The sequence below is a fragment of the Streptomyces sp. WM6386 genome, from assembly GCF_000972385.1.
GTDB lineage: Bacteria > Actinomycetota > Actinomycetes > Streptomycetales > Streptomycetaceae > Streptomyces.
Genome location: NZ_JXTE01000005.1, coordinates 167,367 through 188,148, shown reverse-complemented (window position 1 = coordinate 188,148; position 20,782 = coordinate 167,367). Strand labels below are relative to the sequence as shown.

The window sequence follows — 20,782 nt, the reverse complement described above, 5'->3', positions numbered from 1 at the left end:
CCAGACCCGCCCCCACCACCGCCCGCCTCGTCGGCAACCGGCTGCTCAGCCTGCCCGGCGCGGGCAAGGAGGTCCGGCGGTTCACCTTCGACACGAGCGGGACCCCGCTGACGTACGAGGCGGGGGACGCGCTCGGTGTGCGGCCGGTCAACTCGGTCGCCCTGGTGGAGGAGTGGCTGGCGGCCACCGGGGTCGACGGATCAACCGCCGTGGAAATGGACGGTGTCGGCGACATCCCGTTCGCCGAGGCCCTGCACCGGCACCTCGACATCACCCGGATCACCCCCGACTTCCTGCGCTTCGTCGGCGACCGCGTCCGTGACGGACGGGAGTTGAAGAAGCTCCTGCGGCCCGACAACAAGGACGGGCTGGCGCAGTGGAGCTGGGGGCGGCAGGCGGTGGACGTGCTCGCCGAGCACCCGGTGCGGGCCGACGCACGGGACTGGGCGGGCGTCCTGAAGAAGCTTCAGCCGCGCCTGTACTCCATATCCTCCAGTCCCCTCGTCGACGCGAACCTGGTCTCGCTGACGGTGTCCGTCGTGCGGTACGAGAACCTGCGCGGCACACCGCGCGGCGGAGTCTGCTCGCCGTTCCTCGCGGACGCCGACGCGGGCACCGAGGTGCCGGTCTTCGTCCAGGCCTCCCCGCACTTCAGGCCGCCCGCCGACCCGGCGACGCCGATGGTGATGGTCGGTCCCGGCACGGGGGTCGCGCCCTTCGTGGGCTTCCTCCAGGAGCGGCGCGCGCTCGGGCACCGGGCGCCCAACTGGCTGTTCTTCGGGGAGCAGCACCGGGCCAGCGACTTCTACTACGAGGAGGAGCTGACCGAGCTGCTCGACGAGGGCACCCTCGCCCGTCTCGACACCGCCTTCTCCCGCGACCAGCGCCAGAAGGTCTACGTCCAGGACCGGATGCGCGAGCACGGCCCCGAGCTGTGGCGCTGGCTCCAGGACGGTGCCCACTTCTATGTGTGCGGCGACGCCTCCCGGATGGCCAAGGACGTGGACCGGGCGCTGAAGGACATCGCGGTCGCGCACGGCGGGCTGGGCGAGCAGGAGGCGGCGGCGTATGTGAAGCAGTTGGCTGCGGCGAAACGGTACGTGCGGGACGTCTACTGACAAACCTCGCTTTCTTACCTCTCTCCTACCGGACTCTTCACCTCCACCACCACCTCGCTCACCGGGCCCGATTACGGTCCGGTGCCGTGCACTTGGCAGAACCGAAGCCGGTGACACCCGGCCGGCGGACGCAGTCGGCGGTGTCCTCCCCCAGCCCGGAAACCCCCGCGCAGTGGCATCGCGTCCTGACGCTGCTCGCCGACATCAGCCTCCTCATCGGAACGCGCGCGGTGTGGACCCAGGCGGCCTCGCACCAGGTCGCCGTGGCCGCGGTCATCTCGGTCTGTTACGCCTCGATCCTGGTGTGCGGGGTGCTGGCGCTGGTGGTGCGCCGGACCCGTTCGCTGGCCCGCGTCGACGGTTGCGTCCTGGTGACGGCCGTGACGCTGACGCTGTGCGCCTGGTCGGTGCTCCACCAGGGCAGCGACGAGGCGCTCCTGACCACGCAGGCCGCCCGGGAACTGGTCGCGGGGCACCCCGTCTACGGTCAGTCGTGGCCCTGGCTCTTCGGTCACGGCGTCGCCCTGACCCCCACGGTGACCGGCGGCTACGACTTCACCTACGGCTATCCTCCGCTCGCCCCGCTGCTGACCGCGCCGCTGCTCTGGCTGGGCCACGGCGGCGCCCCGGCGACGGCGGTGAGCACGGCTGCGCTGGTCGTCGGCGCGGTGGCGCTGTGGCGGATGCTGCCGGTGCCATGGCGGCCGGCGGCGACCATGGTGTGCCTGGGCTTCGCGATGCTGCCGCAGTACGGCCGGCTCGGCTATCCGGCGATCCTCGCGCTCGCCCTGCTGGTGCCGGTGGTGGTGCGCTGGCCGCGGCTCGGTCAGGGCGGGCGGCTGGGCGCGGCCGGGGTGGCGCGGGCCGTGTGCCTGGGGGCGGCGTGTGCGGCGCAGCAACTGCCGTGGTTCCTCGCGCCGTTCCTGCTGGCCGGAATCTACGCGGTACGCCGCGGGGAGCTGGGCGGCCGGGCCGCGGCGCTGGTGGTACTGCGGACCGTCGGGGTCGCCGCCACCGTATGGCTGCTGATCGACACGTATTTCCTCGTGAGCGAGCCGGGCCCCTGGCTCACCGGTGTCGCCCTGCCGCTGACCCAGGGCGCGGTGCTGCACGGCCAGGGCCTGGTGGACGTGTCCGTCTATCTCACGGGCGGCAGCGACCGGCTGGACTGGTACGCGCACGCGAGCATGCTGCTTGCGGCGGGTCTGTTCGTGCTGTTCGTGCTGTTCGTACGGCGGTTGGGGCCGGCTGCGACCGTGCTGCCGTGGTGTGCCTTCTTCCTGGCGACGCGTTCGCAGGACGGCTACTACCTGATGATGACGCCGCTGTGGCTGGCGGCGGCCGTCACCGCGCCCGCGTCGGAGTTCGCGGACGCGTGGCAGCCGGGGCTTCGGCCGCACTCCCGTGCGGCGCGGATGGCCGTGGCCCTGCTCGTGCTGTCGCCGGCCCTGGTGAGCGCGGCCCTGGCGGTGACGGGCACACCGCCTCTGCGGATGCAGGTCACCGGGTTGCAGCGGGCCAGGCCGGCCGACGGCTCCCGGCTGACGATCCGGGTCACCAACACGGCCGGCAGCGCCCTGGCGCCCCACTTCATGCTGACCGTGGGACAGGGCATGAGCCGGTACTGGACGGTCGTCCGGGGGCCTGCGACGCTGCCCGCCCACGCCACGGCGCGCTATGAACTCCGGCCGCCCGCCGGGAGGTACGGGCTCCCCCGCGCGGGCGCGCGGATCCGGCTGCGGGCCTTCACCGCCGTGCCGCAGACCCTGTCGAGCGTGTACGTCAGGCTGCCGTCCGGGTGAAGCGGAGGCTCGTGGTGACCGTGGTGAGGCGGGCGATCATGCCGAGTTGGTTCCAGCCCATCCCGAACTGGTTGCGGTCCACGGAGAATTCGGCGTCCAGGGTGAGGGCGTCGGCGTCCGCGCCGGTGAGGCGGGCGGTGAAGGTCACTGGGCGGCTGATGCCGCGCGCGGTGAGCTGACCGATGACGTGGACCTTGTCGCCGTCGCGGAGTTCCGCGCTGCGGACCGCGAAGGTGAGCTCGGGGTGGTTGTCGGCGTCGAAGAAGTCGGGGCCCTTGAGGTGGGTGTCGCGCTTGGGGTTCTTGGTGTCCAGGGACGCGACGATCAGCGTCAGGGTGCCGACCGCGGATCCGTCGGGGCGGACCTCGCCCTGGCCGGTGACGGCGGTGAAGGCGCCCTTCACGGTGATGAGCCCCCAGATCGACTTGTGCTTGATCGCGACGGTCGAGGCGGCGGTGTCGAGCTGCCACAGGCCGGTTTCCACGGCGACGGTCATGACGGGGTCTCCTTCGTACTGATGTTCATAGCGGGGGTCATCCAAATTTGAATGACCTCACGCTAGCGGGTCATCCAAATATGAACAACCCATCTGATCCAAAATTGGACGACGGGTAGACTGGGCGTCATGGCCGATCACTCCGACTGCCCCTCCGCCGCAGGTGGCGGACTCCTGCCCGCAGAGCTGCACGCCTGGATGCTGATGCTGGCCGCGACCGGAGCCGTCGAGCAGGAGCTGCGCTCCGTGGTCAAGGAGCGACTGGACGTCTCGCACGACGAGTTCCTGGTCCTGTGCCTGCTCGCGGGGAACCCCTCGGAAGGTCTGCGCATGACGCGGATCGCCGAACTCCTGGGCCGCCCCAAGACCCGCCTCACCTACCAGATCGCCTGCCTCCAGCACGCCGGCCTCGTCACCCGCCAATCGGTCTGCGGCGACAAACGCGGCATCGAGGTCGCCCTCACCGAGAAGGCCCGAGGCCTGCTGAAGGAGGCCTCGGGGGTCCTCGCGCAGACGGTCAAGGAGGCGCTGGCCCGGATCATGGGACCCACCCAGCGCGAGGCGATGGGCGCGCTGATGCCCGACTTCGCCGAGGACGCGGCCCCGGAGCAGTCCGAGACGGGCTCCGTCGGGGACTTCCGCTCCCACGCCTGCCAGGACCGATGACCATCGCCCGCTGATTGCCCCGCCCCGCTCCGGGTACCCGGAGCGCGCCTTGTCGCGGGCCACAGCGGAGGAGGGGTCATGGGCGGGTCGGAGCTGCCCGCTCCCGTCGTACGACGAGGGGCGACCGTCGACGCGAAGTCCCTGGAGGCCGCCCTGCGCGACCGTGTCGACGGCGAGGTCCGTTTCGACGACGGGAGCAGGGCCGCCTACTCCACCGACGCCTCCAACTTCCGGCAGACGCCGATCGGGGTGGTCGTGCCGCACACGCCCGAGGCGGCGGTGCAGGCGGTGGCCGTCGCCCGGGAGCACGACGCGCCCGTGCTGTCCCGGGGCGGGGGAACGAGTCTGGCCGGGCAGTGCACCAACACGGCCGTGGTGATCGACTGGTCCAAGTACGGCAACAGGCTGGAGTCCGTGGACACCGAAGCCCGCACCTGTGTCGTCCAGCCGGGCATCGTCCTCGACGAGCTCAATCGGCAACTCGCCCCGAGCGGGCTGCGTTTCGGACCCGAACCGGCGACCCACGCCAACTGCACGATCGGCGGCATGATCGGCAACAACTCGTGCGGCGCCACGGCACAGGCGTACGGCAAGGTCGTCGACGGCGTCGCCCGTATGGAGGTGCTGCTCTACGACGGCACCCGGTTCTGGTGCGGCGGGACGAGCGACGAGGAGTACGCCGAGATCGAGCGGCAAGGTGATCCACGGGCCGCCGTCTACCGGCGGTTGCGCGCCCTGCGCGACACCCATGCCGACGAGATCCGCCACCGCTACCCCGACATCCCGCGCCGCGTCTCCGGCTACAACCTCGACTCCCTGCTCCCCGAGCACGGCTTCGACGTGGCCGGGCTCCTCGTCGGCAGCGAGTCGACGCTCGTCACCGTCCTGCGGGCGGAGCTGAAGCTGGTGCCGGTGGTGAAGGAACGCGCGCTGGTGGTCCTGGGGTTCCCCGGTATCGACCGGGCCGCCGACGCCGTACCGGAGATCCTGCCGTACGAGCCGATCGCACTGGAGGGCCTCGACTCCTACCTCCTGCACGACGAGCAGCTCAAGCACCTCAACCCGAAGGCACGCGCCCAACTCCCCGAGGGAGATGCCTACTTGATGGTGCAGTTCGGCGGCGACACCGTCGAGGAGGCGGACGAGCGGGCGCACCGGATGCTGGACGCGCTCCAAGAGTCCGAGCACGACCCGGAGGTCGCCTTCCTCGACGAGCCCGCGCACCAGGAGGAGTTGTGGCAGGTGCGGGAGGCCGGCCTCGGGGCCACCGCGCATGTGCCGGGCCGCCCGGACACCTTCGAGGGCTGGGAGGACTCGGCGGTGCCGCCCGAGCGACTGGGCGACTACCTGCGCCGACTGCGGGGCCTGTTCGAGGAATTCGGCTACCGGAGCGACACGGGGCCGAGCCTCTACGGCCACTTCGGGCAGGGGTGCGTGCACACACGGATCCCCTTCGACCTGTACTCCGCCGACGGGGTCGCCGTCTACCGGCGGTTCATGGAGCGCGCCGCCGACCTCGTCGTCGAGTTCGGCGGCTCCTTCTCCGGCGAGCACGGGGACGGACAGAGCCGGGGCGAGCTGCTCCCCAGGATGTTCGGGGAACAACTGGTAGGGGCGTTCGGGCAGTTGAAGGCGGTCTTCGACCCGCTCGACCGGATGAACCCCGGAAAGGTCGTGGCCCCGTACCGGCTCGACGAGAACCTGCGCCTCGGCGGCGACTGGTCCCCGTACGACCCCCACGACCTGCACTTCGGCTTCCCGGACGACGGCGGCTCCTTCGCCGCGGCCGCCAACCGGTGCGTGGGCGTGGGCAAATGCCGGCAGCTCGAGACCAAGAGCTCCGTGATGTGCCCGTCCTACCAGGTCACCCGGGAGGAGGAGCACTCCACGCGCGGACGGGCCCGGCTGCTCTTCGAGATGCTCGACGGACACGGCGACAGCGCGGTCCAGGACGGCTGGCGCTCCGAGGCGGTACGGGACGCGCTCGACCTGTGCCTGGCCTGCAAGGGGTGCAAGAAGGACTGCCCGGCCGACGTCGACATGGCCACCTACAAGGCGGAGTTCCTGTCCCACCACTACGAGGGCCGCTGGTGGCGCAGGCCACGCGCCCATCTGTCCATGGGCTGGCTGCCGCTCCTCGCCCAGACCGTCGGCCGCGCCCGGCTCGGGCCGGTCGTCAACGCCCTCACCCACACGCCGCCGCTGTCCCGGGCGGCCGTCGCGGTCGCGGGCGTCGAGGACCGGGAGGTGCCGCTGTTCGCCGGGCGGACACTGCAGCAGTGGTTCGCGGGGCACGAGCCGTACGGCGACGGGGCGCGCGGCAGCGTCCTGCTCTGGCCGGACACCTTCACCAACCACTTCCACCCGCACGTCGGCCGGGCGGCCGTGCGGGTGCTGGAGCACGCGGGCTGGCGCGTCGAACTGCCCGACGAGCCGCTGTGCTGCGGGCTGACCTGGATCTCCACGGGACAACTCGGCGTCGCCGAGCGGGTGTTGGGCCATACCGTGCGCCGGCTGGCCGGGCATCTGCGCGACGGCGGCCTCGTGGTCGGCCTGGAACCGAGCTGCACGGCCGTGTTCCGCTCGGACGCGGGCGACCTGTTCCCCGGCGACCCGGACGTACGGCGACTGCGCGCACAGACCGTCACCCTCGCCGAGCTGCTCACCGCGCACTCGCCCGGCTACGAGCCGCCCCAGGTGCCGGACCGCTCCGCGCGGGCGCTCGCCCAGGTGCACTGCCACCAGCACGCGGTCCTGGGCTGGGACGCCGACCGCGAGCTGCTCCGCCGCGCCGGGGTCGACGCCGAGCGGCTGGACTCCGGCTGCTGCGGACTCGCCGGGAACTTCGGGTTCGAGCCCGGGCATCTCGACGTCAGCGAGGCATGCGCGGAGCGGGTACTGCTGCCCCGGCTGCGGGAGGCGGACGCGGGCACGGTGGTACTGGCCGACGGGTTCAGCTGCCGCACGCAGATCCACGAGTTCGACAGCGGGGGCCATGAGGCGGTGCATCTGGCGGAGCTGCTGGCCTGCGGGCTGCCCGGGGCTGCCGGCAGCGCGTACGGAGTCGCCCCCGGCGCCCGGCCGACGGCTCCGGGGCGCCGGGCGCGGAGCTTGACGCTGGCGGCCGTGGGGGTGGCCGCGGCAGGGGCGGCGGCGGGGGTCGTACGCCGGTCGCGACGCTGACGCACGACGGGGCGTCACCCAGGGCGACTATCAGTAAACAGACGGTACACGGTGGCCGCACGGCACTGCCGAGGTGAACGCACGGCAACACGACACGACACAGAGTTGGAACGAATCCATTTCTTGAACCATTCGTGTTTGTGGGGGTAGGTTGGCCCCCATGACTTCACCGCAGCCTCCGACCACCGCAGGAGATCTGCGGGGGGCCGGCCTGCGGGTGACGGCCGCCCGCGTCGCGCTTCTGGAGACCGTCCGCGCCGGTGACCACCTCGGGGTCGACGCCCTCACCTCCGGGGTCCGGGACCGGGTCGGCCACATCTCAGTGCAAGCCGTCTACGACGCCCTCCACGCGCTCACCGCGGCGGGACTCGTCCGCCGTATCGAGCCACCGGGCAGCCCCGCCCGGTACGAGGGCCGGATCGGCGACAACCACCACCACCTGGTCTGCCGGGAGTGCGCGGCTGTCGTCGACGTCGACTGCGCGGTCGGGCACGCCCCCTGTCTGACCGCTTCGGACGACCGAGGCTTCGCCATCGACGAGGCCGAGGTCATCTACTGGGGCCTGTGCCCCTCCTGTTCCACCGCCCGCAAGGCTTGAGCACCACACCCGGAAGGATTTCCCCTCATGTCCGAGAACAGCGCCGCTGAAGGCAAATGCCCCGTCGCGCACGAGCGCGCCGCACACCCCACCCAGGGCGGTGGCAACCGTCAGTGGTGGCCGGAGCGGCTCAACCTGAAGATCCTTGCGAAGGACCCGGTCGTCGCGAACCCGCTCGGTGAGGAGTTCGACTACGCCGAGGCGTTCGGCAACCTCGACCTGGCTGCCGTCAAGCAGGACATCGCCGGGATCCTGACCACCTCGCAGGACTGGTGGCCGGCCGACTTCGGCAACTACGGCCCGCTGATGATCCGCATGGCCTGGCACAGCGCCGGTACCTACCGCATCAGCGACGGCCGTGGCGGTGGCGGCCGTGGTCAGCAGCGCTTCGCGCCGCTGAACAGCTGGCCGGACAACGGCAACCTGGACAAGGCCCGCCGTCTGCTGTGGCCGGTGAAGAAGAAGTACGGCCAGTCCATCTCCTGGGCCGACCTCATGATCCTCACGGGCAACGTGGCGCTGGAGACGATGGGCTTCGAGACCTTCGGCTTCGCCGGCGGCCGCGCCGACGTCTGGGAGGCCGACGAGGACGTGTACTGGGGTCCCGAGACCACCTGGCTCGACGACCAGCGCTACACCGGCGACCGTGAGCTGGAGAGCCCGCTCGGCGCCGTCCAGATGGGCCTCATCTACGTCAACCCGGAGGGCCCCAACGGCAACCCGGACCCGCTCGCCGCGGCCCGCGACATCCGCGAGACGTTCCGCCGCATGGCGATGAACGACGAGGAGACCGTCGCCCTCATCGCCGGTGGCCACACCTTCGGCAAGACCCACGGCGCCGGCCCGGCGGACAACGTCGGCGCCGACCCCGAGGCCGCCCCGATCGAGGCCCAGGGCCTCGGCTGGGCCAGCACCCACGGCACCGGCAAGGGCGGCGACGCCATCACCTCCGGTCTCGAGGTCACCTGGACCACCAAGCCCACCCAGTGGAGCAACGACTTCTTCGACATCCTCTTCGGCTACGAGTGGGAGCTGACCCAGTCCCCCGCCGGCGCCAACCAGTGGGTGGCCAAGGACGCCGAGGCGATCATCCCCGACGCCCACAGCGGCTTCAAGAAGCTGCCCACGATGCTCACCACCGACCTCTCGCTGCGCTTCGACCCGATCTACGGTGAGATCTCCAAGCGCTTCCACGAGAACCCGGACCAGTTCGCGGACGCCTTCGCCCGCGCCTGGTACAAGCTGACCCACCGTGACCTGGGCCCGAAGTCCCTGTACCTCGGCCCGGAGGTCCCGGCGGAGACCCTGCTGTGGCAGGACCCGCTGCCGCAGGCCGAGGGCGAGGCCATCGACGCCGCCGACGTCACGGCCCTCAAGGCCAAGCTCCTCGACTCGGGTCTGACCGTCTCGCAGCTGGTGTCGACCGCGTGGGCGTCCGCGTCCACGTTCCGCAGCAGCGACAGGCGCGGCGGCGCCAACGGTGCCCGTATCCGCCTTCAGCCGCAGGCCGGCTGGGAGGTCAACCAGCCCGACGAGCTGTCCCAGGTCCTGCGGGTCCTGGAGGGCGTCCAGTCGGAGTTCAACTCCGGCGCCAAGAAGGTCTCCCTGGCCGACCTGATCGTCCTCGGCGGTGCCGCCGCGGTCGAGAAGGCCGCCAAGGACGCCGGTCACGCCGTCGAGGTCCCGTTCACCGCGGGCCGTGTGGACGCGACCGAGGAGCACACGGACGTCGAGTCGTTCGCCGCGCTCGAGCCGAGCGCGGACGGCTTCCGCAACTACCAGGGCAAGGGCAACCGCCTCCCGGCCGAGTTCCTGCTGCTCGACAAGGCGAACCTGCTCGGCCTGAGCGCCCCCGAGCTGACCGTCCTCGTCGGTGGCCTGCGCGTCCTGGGCGCCAACCACGGCGGGACGTCCCTCGGTGTCCTCACCGAGACCCCCGGTGTCCTCACCAACGACTTCTTCGTCAACCTGCTCGACCTGGGCACGGAGTGGAAGTCGACCTCCGAGGACCAGAACCACTTCGAGGCCCGTGACGCCTCGGGCGCGGTCAAGTGGACCGGTACGCGTGCCGACCTCGTCTTCGGCTCGAACTCCGAGCTCCGCGCGCTCGCCGAGGTCTACGCGAGCGACGACGCGAAGGAGAAGTTCGTGAAGGACTTCGTCGCGGCGTGGGTCAAGGTGTCCAACGCGGACCGCTTCGACCTGGTCTGAGCCCGATCCGAGCCTGATCGGATCACCGGGACGCCCCGGCCGGCCCTCACGGGTCGGCCGGGGCGTTCCCCGTGCCCGCCAGCGGTCCTCTCCGCCACCTCACGCCGCCGTGTACCCCAACTGCCGCCGCATATAAGGCGTCATCAGCGTCTTCGCCTTCGCCAGCACCGACGTCCGTGCTCCCAGCACCGCGCTCTCCCCGCCCGGCACCGGCAGCAGGGTCATGCCGTCGGCCGCCCCGAAGGGGACGATGAGGGGGGTGCGGTGGACGGGCTTGTAGAAGCGGGGTTCCTTGCGGCGCTTGCCGGAGCTCTGGAGGTGGGCGCGGATGTTGTGGAACGCCAGGTCGGCCTGGGCCAGTGCGGCGGGGGTGATCTTCAGCTCCGTGGCGTCGTTGACGTCGCCGACCGCGAAGACGTCCGGGCGCCCGTCGACCCGGAGCGTGCGGTCGACCTTGACGTGTCCGGAGTGGTTCAGCCAGTCGCCGTGGCCTCCCAGTCGTAGCCAGAGCGTGTTGGGTGTGGTGCCGGTGGCCCAGAATGAGAGGTCGGCCTCCATGACGTTGCCGTGGGCGTCGCGATAGGTGCCGAAGTCGAAGCCGGGCGACATGAAGGAGTTCAGCCGCACGTCCACGTCATGCGCCTCCAGCCAGGCCAGCGCCTTGCGCCCGGCGCGCTCACTGCCCGTGGCGTGCAGCAACGCCGGCCCGGAGTGGGCCAGCGTCACGCGGGCGTCCGGCCGGGCCAGCCGTATCTCCGCGCCGAGCTCCACGCCGGAGGGCCCGCCGCCGACCACGAGGACGTGCCCGGCACGGGCGACCGCCTGCTGATGCCCGGCGAAGGCCTTCACCGCCTCGTCCGGGGTGGTGCCGTTGAAGCGGGCCGGTTCGGGATAGTCGGCGCCGGTGGCGATCACCACCACGTCGTACGGCAGCCGCTCCCCCGTCGCCAGGACGACCTGCCGGGCCTCGGTGTCGATGCGCAGCGCCTTGCCCTGCACCATGCGGCCGCCGTTCAGCAGCCGGTCGTACGGGATGAACGGCGTCACCGACCACTCCGGCCGGATCCCGGCGCGCAGTGAGGCGATGCGGTGGAAGAAGACCTCCTTGCGGTCCACCAGCGTGACCCGCGCCGTCGCGTCCAGCTTCTTCGCCAGGCGGACTCCCGCGTAGCCGCCGCCGATCACCACTACGTCGCCGTCGCTCACACGACTCTCCTGTGCCTGTGGGGGGAAGTGAGCAGCGCGGCGCGTGGGCTCCGTCGCCCCCACTCGACTGGCGAAGAGCCTATCGCTTGAACTTTAAAGCTAATGGGTGAGGTGTGTGTGCGTTCCGTGAAGCGACGTACTACCGCAGTGCCGCGACGAACTTCCCCAAGCGGGCGATCCCTTCGCGCAGTTCCCCGGCGGAGGCCGCGTACGACAGGCGTACGTGGGTCTGGGCCGTCCCCACCCCGAAGTCCCGGCCCGGGGTGAGCGCGACGTGCGCCTCCTGGAGTGCCCGGGCGCAGAAGTCCCACGAGGTGAGTCCTGTGCCGCTGACGTCGAAGTAGACGTAGAACGCCCCGTCGGGCGGCACAGGGACCGGCAGTCCGAGCTGTGCCAGGCCGTCGAGGACGAGCGTGCGCCGGCGCCCGAACTCGGCGCGCCGTTCCTCGCAGACGGCGAGCGAGTCGGGGGTGAAGCAGGCCAGGGCGGCGTGCTGGGCGGGGGTCGAGGCGCACAGGAAGTAGTTCTGGGCGAGGCGTTCCAGTGCCGGTACGAGGATCTCCGGGACGACGCACCAGCCGAGCCGCCAGCCGGTCATGCCGAAGTACTTCGAGAAACTGTTGATGACGACGGCGTCGGGGTCGTACGACAGAGCGCTGCGCGGCGGCCGGCCCCGGTCGTCGTGGTCGCCGAGGTCGAGGTAGATCTCGTCGACGATGCGCCACGCCGCCCGCTCCCGGGCGAGGTCGCACAGCGCGGCCAGCTCACCCTCCGGAACCGAGGTGCCGGTCGGGTTGGACGGGGTGGCGACCATGATCCCGCGCGTGCCCTCCGTCCAGTGCGACCGCACGGAGTCCGCGTCCAGCTGGAAGCGGGAGGCCGCGCTGGTCGGGACGAGCGTGACCCGGGCGCCGAAGCTCTCCATGATCTGCCGGTTGCAGGGGTACGACGGGTCGCCGATGAGCACCTCGTCCCCGGCGTCGACGAGCGCGGCCGCGCCCAGCACCAGGGCGGCCGAGGCCCCGGCGGTCACGACGACACGGCCCGGGTCGACATCGACGCCGTGCCGCTCCCCGTAGAACCCGGCGATCGCCTGGCGCAGGGACGGCATCCCGAGCGCCTCGGTGTAGCTCATGGGCCGCCCGTCCATGGCCGCGCGCATCGCCTCGACGACGGCCGGGGGCGCGCCGAAGTCGGGCTCCCCGAGGCTGAGCTTGACGACATGGTGGCCCTGGGCTTCCAGGGCGGCGGCATGCTTGCCGAACTCCATGGCGTAGAACGGGGCGACGGACTGGGCCCGCTGCGAGATCCGCATGGGGCGACCTCCGGCTCGACGAGGGACGGAACGCCTCGACCCTAAGCGGTCACGAAAGGGGCGGGCCCGCGGGCCCGCCCCTTCACTGCCGTGCGACCGGCGGGCCCGATGCTCAGGCCTTGGCGTACTCCCAGCCACCGCAGCTGTACGGGGTGCCGTCGGAGCCTTCCTGGAGACAGGCGCGGATCTGGAGGGTGGTGCCCTCCGCGAAGGACAGGTCCCAGTTGTGGGCGACGGCGTAGCCGGAGCCGTTGTAGTACGAGTGGGTGGCGGAGCTGGAGTTGTAGCGCCACTGGGCGGCGGTGCCGTGGCCGTCCTTCGCCATGTCGAGGGCGGTGAGGATCTCGCCGTCGGAGGCGAAGTACGTCTTCGCGGTCACCTCGGAGGAGATGATGGAGTTGGAGGCCTCGTAGGTGTAGCCGGCGTGGGCCGGGGCGATGCCCAGGGCGAGCGCCGACACGGAGGCCGCGGCGATCCCGAGGGCGGACGTCAGTCGGCGATGGGGCGTGCGCAAGACAGCGTTCCTCTCTTCGAACAACTGGTCGCGCCCGAACCTACCTGAGTGCAAAGGAAGTTGATCCCGAATTTCCGTGGCACCGGGCTCTGCGCCGGGCAGCGACGCCGCGAGGTGTTCCGCGCAACCGTGCCGGTCCGCCATGCTCAGTACACGTCCCGTACGTAGCGCTTGGCCCGGCGCAGGTCCGCGAGGTACTCCGCGGCGTCGTCCTCCCCGCGTCCGCGCTGCTCGGCGATGATGCCCAGCAGGGCCGTCTCCACGTCCTTCGCCATGCGGGAGGCGTCCCCGCAGACGTAGAAGTGCGCGCCCTCCTCCAGCCACGCGTAGAGCTCCCGTGACCGCTCCCGCATCCGCGTCTGTACGTAGATCTTCTCGGCCTGGTCGCGCGAGAAGGCGAGGTCCAACTCGGTGAGCACACCGCGCTTTTGGAGCTCGGCGAGCTCGTCCTCGTAGACGAAGTCGGTCTCGCGGTGCTGGTCTCCGAAGAACAGCCAGTTCCGTCCGGAGGCGCCGCGCGCGGCCCGCTCGTGGAGGAAGCCGCGGAAGGGGGCGATGCCGGTGCCGGGGCCGATCATGATCACGGGCGAGTCGTCGTCCGCCGGGACGCTGAAGGAGGCGTTCGGCTGGAGGTGGATGCCTACGGTCGAGTCCGCACCGACCCGATCCGCCAGATACGTCGATGCCACCCCCTCGTACCTGTCGTACCGCACGGACGCGACGGTGAGGTGGATGCTGCCCGGGTGGGCCAGCGGACTCGACGAGATCGAGTACTGACGTGCCTGCAACGGCCGGAGGAACGGCAGGAGTTCGGCCAGCGAGGGCGCCTTGGACCCGGCGTCCCGCAGCAGGTCGAGCAGGTCCCGGCCCCAGAGCCAGGAGTCGAGGTCGCTGCGGTCGCCGTGCGCGACGACCGAGGCCAACTCACTCGCCGGCGCCCGCTCGACGAGGTCGGCGATCAACTCCTTGGAGGGGATGCGGATTTCGCGTTCGGTGCGCAGCGCTTCGGCGGCTTCGTCGTCACCGCTCGCACCGAGGTGCGTCAGCAACTCCCCTACCAGTGCGGGGTCGTTCAACGGTACGACGGCGAGCGCGTCGCCCGCCTCGTAGGTGATGCCGCTGTCGCCGAGGTCGAACTCGTAGTGGCGGATCTCCTTCGCGCTGTGCGGCGCGGACAGGAGCCGGTTGGTGGTGAGCCGGGACCGGTAGGGGGTGCGCCTGTTCCACTGGGAGCGGGGCTTCTTCGGTGCCTCGGCGGCGCCCGTGCACTTCGCGCCGGTCTCGGCGGCGACCAGGTCGAGCACCGCCGTCGTCCACTGCCCCGCGGGCTCCTCGAAGTCCACGTCGCAGTCCACGCGTTCGTGCAGCCGGGTCGCCCCGAGCTGCTCCAGACGTGTGTCGATGAGCTTCGCGGCCTGACAGAAGTCGTCGTAGCCCCGGTCGCCGAGCCCGAGGACCGAGTAGCGCACGCCCTCCAGGCGCGGGGACGTGTCGGACTGGAGCGCCTCCCAGAACAGCCCGGCGTTGTCGGGCATCTCGCCCTCGCCGTAGGTCGAGGTGACGACGATGACGTGGGACATCGCGGCGAGCGCCTCGGGGGTGACGTCGTCGAGGGCGGTGGCCCGGCCGCCGAGGCCGCGGGCGCGGGCACCGGCGACGATGTCGTCGGCCACGAGTTCGGCGTTGCCGGTCTGGGTGCCGATCAGGACGTCGATGGTCGCCGCGGGCGCGTCGGTGCCGGTGCTGTCCTGGCGTCCGGCGGCCGCGATGCCGGCGATGAAGCCGGCGAGCCAGGACTCCTGCTGGGCGGAGAAGGGCGCGTCGGCCGGGATGAGGGTTCCGGTCGGGGGCATGACGGTCATGCGGTCACCGCTTCGGTCGGGGCCTGCGGGGCGCGGCGGGAGGCGATGACGGCCAAGTCGGTCAGTGCGGCGTTCGCGAGCAGTTCGTCGAACCGGGCGGCGCGGACGCGACCGGCGTTCTTGGTGGTCTGGTGGATGATCCAGCCGTAGGTGCCGGGGGCGTCCACGCTGAGGTTGTTGCGCTGCTTGAGCGCGCGCTTGTAGTCGTCGAGGCGCTTGATCGCGATGAGGGTGGCGAGTTCGCCGTCGTCGAAGCGGTCCAGCGTGCCGCGCAGGTACTTCACCACGCGCTGCTTGACGAAGAAGTCCTCGGTGAGCACGAGGTTGCGCACGGCTTCGGCGATGCGCGGATCCTCCGGGCCACTCGCGCCCGGCACCCGCTGGAGCGCGAGGTCCTGCGCGACGCCGAGCACCGTGTACGAGGACAGCAGCGAGAACATGTCGTCGCTGCCCTGGTCGCCGAAGGCCGGGGCCCGGCCGTCGAGCACGGTGCGGCGGTCGCGGTAGTCGACCTTGAACGCGCGGAGCTTGTCGGTCGCGATGGAGGTCGCCAGCTCGTCGAGGAGCTGGGACCGGGTCGCCGCGGCGAGGATCTCCGTGGAGTCCTGGTAGAGCAGCAGCGCGCGGGGCATCCCGCAGTACACGTGCTGCCGCTCGGAGTCCCAGTCGTGCAGGAGCCGGGCCGCGAGCTCGGAGCCGGTGGCCTCGACATGCCAGGCCAGCAGCAGCCGTACGGCCTCCTCGTGGAAGGCGCCGCGCTCGGTGTCCGTCACCGGGAACACCAGCAGCGAGTCGGCGCTCACCCGTCCGGCCAGCTCGCCCGAGGGGTCGTACTGGTACAGGAACCCGCCGCTCATGCCGTTGCCCAGGCCCTTGCCGAAGCCGCCGAGGTTGAGCACGGTGCCGCCTGTCATGTACTCGCAGCCGAAGTCGCCGACGCCTTCGACGACCGCGGTCGCGCCGGAGTTGCGCACGGCGAACCGGTCACCGGCCTCGCCCTGCACGAACGTCCGCCCGCCGGTCGCGCCGAACAGCGCGAAGTTGCCGATGAGCACGTTGCCGCCGCGTTCGGCGCTGCCGCCGCCCGGGGCGCGCACGATGATCCGGCCGCCGCTCTGGCTCTTGCCGACGCCGTCGTTGGCGGTGCCGGTGTGTTCGAGGGTGATGCCGTCGTTGCAGAACACGCCGTACGACTGACCGGCGGACCCCGTGGTGCGGATGCGGACCGCGTCGTCGACGAGACGGCGGCGGCCGCGGTCGTCGGTGGTGACGGCGGGTACGTCGGAGACGCTCTCGTGGTTGAGCAGCCGCTCGATGTCGATGCTCAGCTGTCCGCCCACCGACTTGTCGCTGTTGCCGAGGTGGACGCCCTCGACGAGCAGGGACGGCTCGCGCCGGTCGAGGAGCGCTGCCCGCACCCGCTCGATGAGGGCGTCGTCGGTGGTGAAGTCCTTCTCCAGGTACTCCGGGTCCGCCACGATCTTCTCGGGCACGCTCGCCAGCAGTCGGCGCACGTCGAGGCGTCCGACGCTCGCGGGGTGGTCCAGAAGCTGGAGCAGGTCCGTGCGCCCCCGGGCCTCGCGGAGGGAGCACAGACCGAGGCGGGCGAGGATCTGCCGTACGTCGTGGGCGATGTTGAGCAGGTACTGGGCCAGCGCGCGCGGGTCGCCCTCGAAGACCTCGGGGTTCGTGGTGAGTCCGGCGGGACACTTCACGTTGCAGTTCTTCGCCATGACGCAGCCGAGCATCATCAGCGCGGTCGTTCCGAACTCGAAGCTGTCGGCGCCGAGAAGCGCCGAGGTGACGACGTCGCCGCCGGTCTGGTGCGCGCCGGAGCAGCGCAGGACGACCTTCTGCCGGAGCCCGTTCGCGAGGAGCGCCTGGTGCACCTCGGCGACGCCGATCTCCGCCGAACGGCCCGCGTACTTGAGGCTGGTGACGGCCGCGGCGCCGGTGCCGCCGGTGTTTCCGGCGACGTTGATGACGTCCGCGCCGGCCTTGGCGACTCCGACCGCGATGGTGCCGATGCCCTCCGAGGACACCAGCTTGACGATGACCCGGACCCGGGCCGCCTTGCAGTCGTGGATGAGCTGCGCGAGGTCCTCGATGGAGTACGTGTCGTGGTGCGGGGGCGGGGAGATCAGCTCGATGCCGGGGGTGCCGCCGCGCGCGGCCGCGATGTCGACGGTGACCTTCGGCGCGGGCAGCTGGCCGCCCTCGCCGGGCTTCGCGCCCTGTCCGATCTTGATCTCCAGCTCTTCGAGCATCGGGTCGGCGAGATAGCCCGCCCAGATGCCGAACCGGCCGGAAGCGAACTGCTTGATCCGGGAGCCGCGGATGGTGCCGTACCGGGTGTGGTGCTCGCCGCCCTCACCGCTGTTCGACATGCCGCCGACCATGTTCGTGCCGTGCGCGACGGCTTCGTGCGCGGTGGCCACGAGCGCGCCGTGGCTCATGGCGCCGGAGGCGAGGGACCGGGTGATCTCGTGCGCGGGCTGGACCTCGTCGAGCGGGACACTGGCGGGGGCGCTGTCGCTGTCGAGGAGGGCCAGGAGGCGGGCCGCGCCGCCTGCGGCGGTGACTTCGATGCCGTCGGCGCCCATGGTGAGGGTCTCGGCCTCGCCCAGGTGCGCGAGTCCTTCGGCGAGGGCGGTGTGGCGGTCCAGGTCCGGTGCGGCGAGGCGCAGTCGGAAGGTGCCCTGTTCGGTGCGGGAGACGGCGACGCCCCGGACCGTGACGCTCGCGTTCCCGTCCGTCGAGAACCGGCCCAGCTCCCGGGCGAAGTCCTCGGCCGTACGCAGTCCGGTGACGTCGGCGGGCAGTGCGAGCACGTCCCGCAGCGCGGCCGGGCGGCGCGAGCGCTCCTCGTGCGTGGTCCGCAGGAAGGCGCGGTATCCGGGGGTGATCCGGAACGCGTCGATCTCGGCGTCGCTGAGCGCGTCGTACCCGGTGTTGCGGTACGCGGCATCGGTGATGCCGAACGCGTCGTCGAGCTGGCCGAGGGTGAGCAGCCGGAGCGCGTCGGAGTCCTCGGGCTTCCCGAACTCCGGCCGCTCCTCGACCATGTCGCCGAAACCGCGCACGGCCGTGACACCGAAGGAGTGCCCGGCGCCGTCCGACCGCTCCTTGAACAGCCCGAGCAGCGGGATCTGCTGCTCGCCCTGGACCGTACGAGCCCGCTCGTGCCAGTCCGTGGCGGCCTGCGCGATCCGGGCGAACCCGACACCGCCGACCGGGGCGTCCATGTGCGGGAAGGTCCGGGCGAAGACGTCGTCGCGAGTGTCGAGGTAGTTCGGTTCGAAGAACTCGCCGCCGATGTAGCTCTCGGCGGTGCACAGTCCGACCCGGCCCATGGTCTTGGCGAGGGACTTCTCGGCGGCCTTGCGGAACTTCGCCAGCGCCCGGTCGGTCGCGGTGATCTCACCGGCGGGGGCGGGTGCGCTCGGGAACTTCTCCTCGGCGCGCAGCCGTGCGCTGAGGCTGTAGACGGCGGAGGCGCCGAAGCCGAGCGCGGTCGCCACGTGGTGCGAGGACGCCAGCTGGCCGCTCTCCGCGACGAGCGAGACGCGCAGTCGCAGCCCGGTCTCGATGAGCCGCTGGTTGACGGCGGCGACGGCGAGGATGACCGGCAGCGGCGCGCGCGTCGAGGAGACCGCCCGGTCGGTGAGGAGCGCGATGCCGCCCTGCTCGGACGCGAACCGCTCGACGTCGTCGCAGAGTCGCCGGAGCGCGGTGCGCAGGGCGTCGGCGTTGGCGGTCTCGTCCCCGGCCATCGGCTCGTAGAGCATGGCGAACCGCTTCAGCGGCACGATCCGCTGATCGCGCAGCCGGACCATGTCGAGGTGCCCGAGCACGGGCGAGGACACGACGAGCTGGCGGCCGCCGCTGTGGGTCCCGTCGGGCTTGGGACCGAGCGCGACCCGCATGCTCATGCCGTCGGCCTCGCGGATGCTGTCCAGCGGCGGGTTGGTCACCTGGGCGAAGCGCTGCGAGAAGTACTTCGCCATGCCGCCCTCGGTGTCGCTGAGCGCGTTGATGGCGTTGCCGTAGCCCATCGCCGAGATCCGCTCCGACCCGTCGGCGAGCATCGGGTCGAGCATGAACCGGAAGCTCTCCTGGTTCAGCGAGTACGCCACGTACCGCCCGGCGAGGGTGAGGTCGCCGTCGTAGCCGAGCGTCGTGGTGCCGCGGTAGTAGTCGGGGGCGGGCAGGTCGTCGAGGTTCACCCGGGCGGAGGTGAGCAGGTCGCTGTACGGGCGGCGCGCGGCGAGGGCGTCCAGCACCTCGCGGGTGCGCAGCCGGCGTCCGGTGCGGTGGTCGACGACGAGCATGCCGCCGGCCTCGATACGGCCCCGGTGCACGACCTCGTCGTCGGGGAAGGCGACCTGACCGGCCTCCGAGGCCACCATCAGGTACTCGGCGGTCTCGACGGTGCGCAGCGGGCGCAGCCCGAGCCGGTCGAGGCGGGCGCCGACGACGTCGCCGTCGCTGAAGATGAGGGCTGCGGGGCCGTCGTTCTTCTCCTCGTACAGGGAGAAGTACTCGAGCATGTCCCTGGTGGCGGCGGGCAGCGTGCGGTCGTTCTCCCAGGCGGGCGGCATGAGGGACACGACCGCCTCGACGAGGTCCAGGCCGTCGTCGAAGACGCGGCTCTGGAGGGTCTGGTCGAGCCGGCTGGAGTCGGACTGGCCCGGCGGGCGCACGATGCTCCGGGTCCGGGCCCGCGCGAGGGCCTCGTCGCTGAGGCGGTTCTTGCGGTCGGTGTTGAGCTCGCCGTTGTGCGCCATGAGCCGGAAGGGCTGGGCCATGGTCGGGTGCGGCTCGGTGTTGGTGGAGAACCGGGTGTGGAAGTAGAGCGAGCGCACGGAGTGCCGGGGGTCGACGAGGTCGCGGAAGTACCCGATGACCTCTCCGGAGTTGAGCCGTCCCTTGAGCACCTGGGTGCGGGCGCTGAGCGACAGCACGTACAGCCCCGCGTACGTCGTCGCGTCGGCGTAGGCCACGGCCTCCACGGCGAGCAGGGCACGGTGGGCGGCCGAGTCGACGTCTTCGCGCTCCCAGCTCTCGGGCGCCCGGAACACCCACTGCACGACGGGCAGTTGGTACTGCTCGGCGGCGGGGCAGGCGACGGTGTGGTCGACGGGTACGTCGCGGACGAGGAGTACGTCGAAGCCCTGCTCGGCGATGCTCCGGCCCACGAGGTCGACCGCCGCGGCACGGCGTTCGCCGTCGACCGGCACGAAGCAGTTGGCGACGCCGAAGTGCCCGGCGCGCAGTTCCTCGCCGGTGATCGCGCCGAAGAACTCCACCGACAGGTCCACGTTCACGCCCGCGCCGTCCCCGACGCCCTCGGCGGACTTGCCGCCGCGGTGCGGGATGGTGCGGAGCGCTTCGTCGCCCTTGCGGATGACGTCATGGCTCGGTGTCCCGTCGAGCCGGGTGATGAAGCCGACGCCGCAGTCGCTGTGGTCGAGGGCAGGGTCGTACAGACCGAAGGTGCGGTGATTCAAGGGGGCGTCCTGGGAGCAGCGGGTTCCGGCATCGGACGGCCAGGCTGCGTCGGTGAAGCGCTCGCCGCGGGCGGGGCCGGTGTTCCGGCCAGGGCCCTGAGTAGTGCGATTGTGAACGGTAAGGCTTACCTAACTCATACGCAAGTGTGCATCCTGCACATATGTCGGCGCCTCGTCCACGTCCCGCGATCGTATGCGAAACGCGCCCGAATCCGCCGAGGTGTCCGCAGGCTGGTCCTCGACGCCCCCTTGAAGCCGACCGCCGTCGTCGACGCGTGCGCCCGGCGCGAGTCCTCGGGCG

12 protein-coding genes are annotated in these 20,782 nt (G+C 71.4%); 6 read left to right on the top strand and 6 right to left on the bottom strand.

Annotated features, from left to right (window positions below):
- Together TN53_RS05060 and TN53_RS05055 are read left to right on the top strand one after the other, a co-directional pair.
- The coding region (locus tag TN53_RS05060; protein ID WP_046257127.1) for a diflavin oxidoreductase at positions 1 to 1,118 on the top strand (1,118 nt) is incomplete at its 5' end.
- 110 nt (positions 1,119 to 1,228) lie between these two features.
- On the top strand, positions 1,229 to 2,920 hold the full coding sequence (locus TN53_RS05055) for a hypothetical protein (RefSeq protein ID WP_199924514.1): 1,692 nt from the start codon (positions 1,229 to 1,231) through the stop codon (positions 2,918 to 2,920).
- Here TN53_RS05055 and TN53_RS05050 read toward each other — a convergent pair.
- Positions 2,901 to 3,416, bottom strand: a complete 516-nt coding sequence (locus tag TN53_RS05050) for a YceI family protein (RefSeq protein WP_046257125.1) — start codon at positions 3,414 to 3,416, stop codon at positions 2,901 to 2,903. The two genes, TN53_RS05055 and TN53_RS05050, sit on opposite strands and share 20 nt — an antisense overlap.
- A 129-nt stretch (positions 3,417 to 3,545) precedes the next feature.
- Between TN53_RS05050 and TN53_RS05045 the strand changes: the two genes are divergently transcribed.
- From TN53_RS05045 to katG, 4 genes are all read left to right on the top strand, one after another.
- The gene (locus TN53_RS05045) at positions 3,546 to 4,082 is read left to right on the top strand and encodes a MarR family winged helix-turn-helix transcriptional regulator (protein WP_046257124.1); all 537 of its coding nucleotides are present in this window, start codon (positions 3,546 to 3,548) and stop codon (positions 4,080 to 4,082) included.
- A gap of 78 nt (positions 4,083 to 4,160) precedes the next feature.
- On the top strand, positions 4,161 to 7,265 hold the full coding sequence (locus TN53_RS05040; protein WP_046257123.1) for an FAD-binding and (Fe-S)-binding domain-containing protein: 3,105 nt from the start codon (positions 4,161 to 4,163) through the stop codon (positions 7,263 to 7,265).
- A gap of 160 nt (positions 7,266 to 7,425) precedes the next feature.
- Positions 7,426 to 7,863 (top strand): Fur family transcriptional regulator, encoded by a 438-nt coding sequence (locus TN53_RS05035; RefSeq protein WP_046257122.1) that lies wholly within the window; start codon positions 7,426 to 7,428, stop codon positions 7,861 to 7,863.
- 27 nt (positions 7,864 to 7,890) lie between these two features.
- Positions 7,891 to 10,074, top strand: a complete 2,184-nt coding sequence (gene katG, locus TN53_RS05030) for a catalase/peroxidase HPI (RefSeq protein ID WP_046257121.1) — start codon at positions 7,891 to 7,893, stop codon at positions 10,072 to 10,074.
- A 99-nt stretch (positions 10,075 to 10,173) separates the two neighbouring features.
- Here katG and TN53_RS05025 read toward each other — a convergent pair whose 3' ends face one another.
- The 5 genes from TN53_RS05025 to TN53_RS05005 all read right to left on the bottom strand — a co-directional run bounded on the left by TN53_RS05025 (position 10,174) and on the right by TN53_RS05005 (position 20,481).
- Complete coding sequence (locus tag TN53_RS05025) at positions 10,174 to 11,280, bottom strand: NAD(P)/FAD-dependent oxidoreductase (protein ID WP_046257120.1); 1,107 nt, start codon at positions 11,278 to 11,280, stop codon at positions 10,174 to 10,176.
- A gap of 139 nt (positions 11,281 to 11,419) precedes the next feature.
- Positions 11,420 to 12,595 carry a pyridoxal phosphate-dependent aminotransferase gene (locus TN53_RS05020; protein WP_046257119.1) on the bottom strand — a complete coding sequence of 392 codons (1,176 nt, stop codon included), beginning with the start codon at positions 12,593 to 12,595 and terminating at the stop codon, positions 11,420 to 11,422.
- A gap of 112 nt (positions 12,596 to 12,707) precedes the next feature.
- Positions 12,708 to 13,109 (bottom strand): hypothetical protein, encoded by a 402-nt coding sequence (locus TN53_RS05015; protein WP_046257118.1) that lies wholly within the window; start codon positions 13,107 to 13,109, stop codon positions 12,708 to 12,710.
- A 146-nt stretch (positions 13,110 to 13,255) separates the two neighbouring features.
- The gene (locus TN53_RS05010) at positions 13,256 to 14,971 is read right to left on the bottom strand and encodes a diflavin oxidoreductase (RefSeq protein ID WP_046257117.1); all 1,716 of its coding nucleotides are present in this window, start codon (positions 14,969 to 14,971) and stop codon (positions 13,256 to 13,258) included.
- On the bottom strand, positions 14,968 to 20,481 hold the full coding sequence (locus TN53_RS05005; RefSeq protein ID WP_046257116.1) for a glutamate synthase-related protein: 5,514 nt from the start codon (positions 20,479 to 20,481) through the stop codon (positions 14,968 to 14,970). The genes TN53_RS05010 and TN53_RS05005 overlap by 4 nt, the downstream gene beginning before the upstream one ends.
- Between the last annotated feature and the right edge of the window lie 301 nt (positions 20,482 to 20,782).

What these genes read in the sequence shown, in the direction of transcription:
- TN53_RS05050 (WP_046257125.1), bottom strand. Translation starts at nt 3,416, where the DNA reads ATGACCGTCGCCGTGGAAACCGGCCTGTGGCAGCTCGACACCGCCGCC.
- TN53_RS05045 (WP_046257124.1), top strand. Translation starts at nt 3,546, where the DNA reads ATGGCCGATCACTCCGACTGCCCCTCCGCCGCAGGTGGCGGACTCCTG.
- TN53_RS05040 (WP_046257123.1), top strand. Translation starts at nt 4,161, where the DNA reads ATGGGCGGGTCGGAGCTGCCCGCTCCCGTCGTACGACGAGGGGCGACC.
- TN53_RS05035 (WP_046257122.1), top strand. Translation starts at nt 7,426, where the DNA reads ATGACTTCACCGCAGCCTCCGACCACCGCAGGAGATCTGCGGGGGGCC.
- katG (WP_046257121.1), top strand. Translation starts at nt 7,891, where the DNA reads ATGTCCGAGAACAGCGCCGCTGAAGGCAAATGCCCCGTCGCGCACGAG.
- TN53_RS05020 (WP_046257119.1), bottom strand. Translation starts at nt 12,595, where the DNA reads ATGCGGATCTCGCAGCGGGCCCAGTCCGTCGCCCCGTTCTACGCCATG.
- TN53_RS05010 (WP_046257117.1), bottom strand. Translation starts at nt 14,971, where the DNA reads ATGACCGTCATGCCCCCGACCGGAACCCTCATCCCGGCCGACGCGCCC.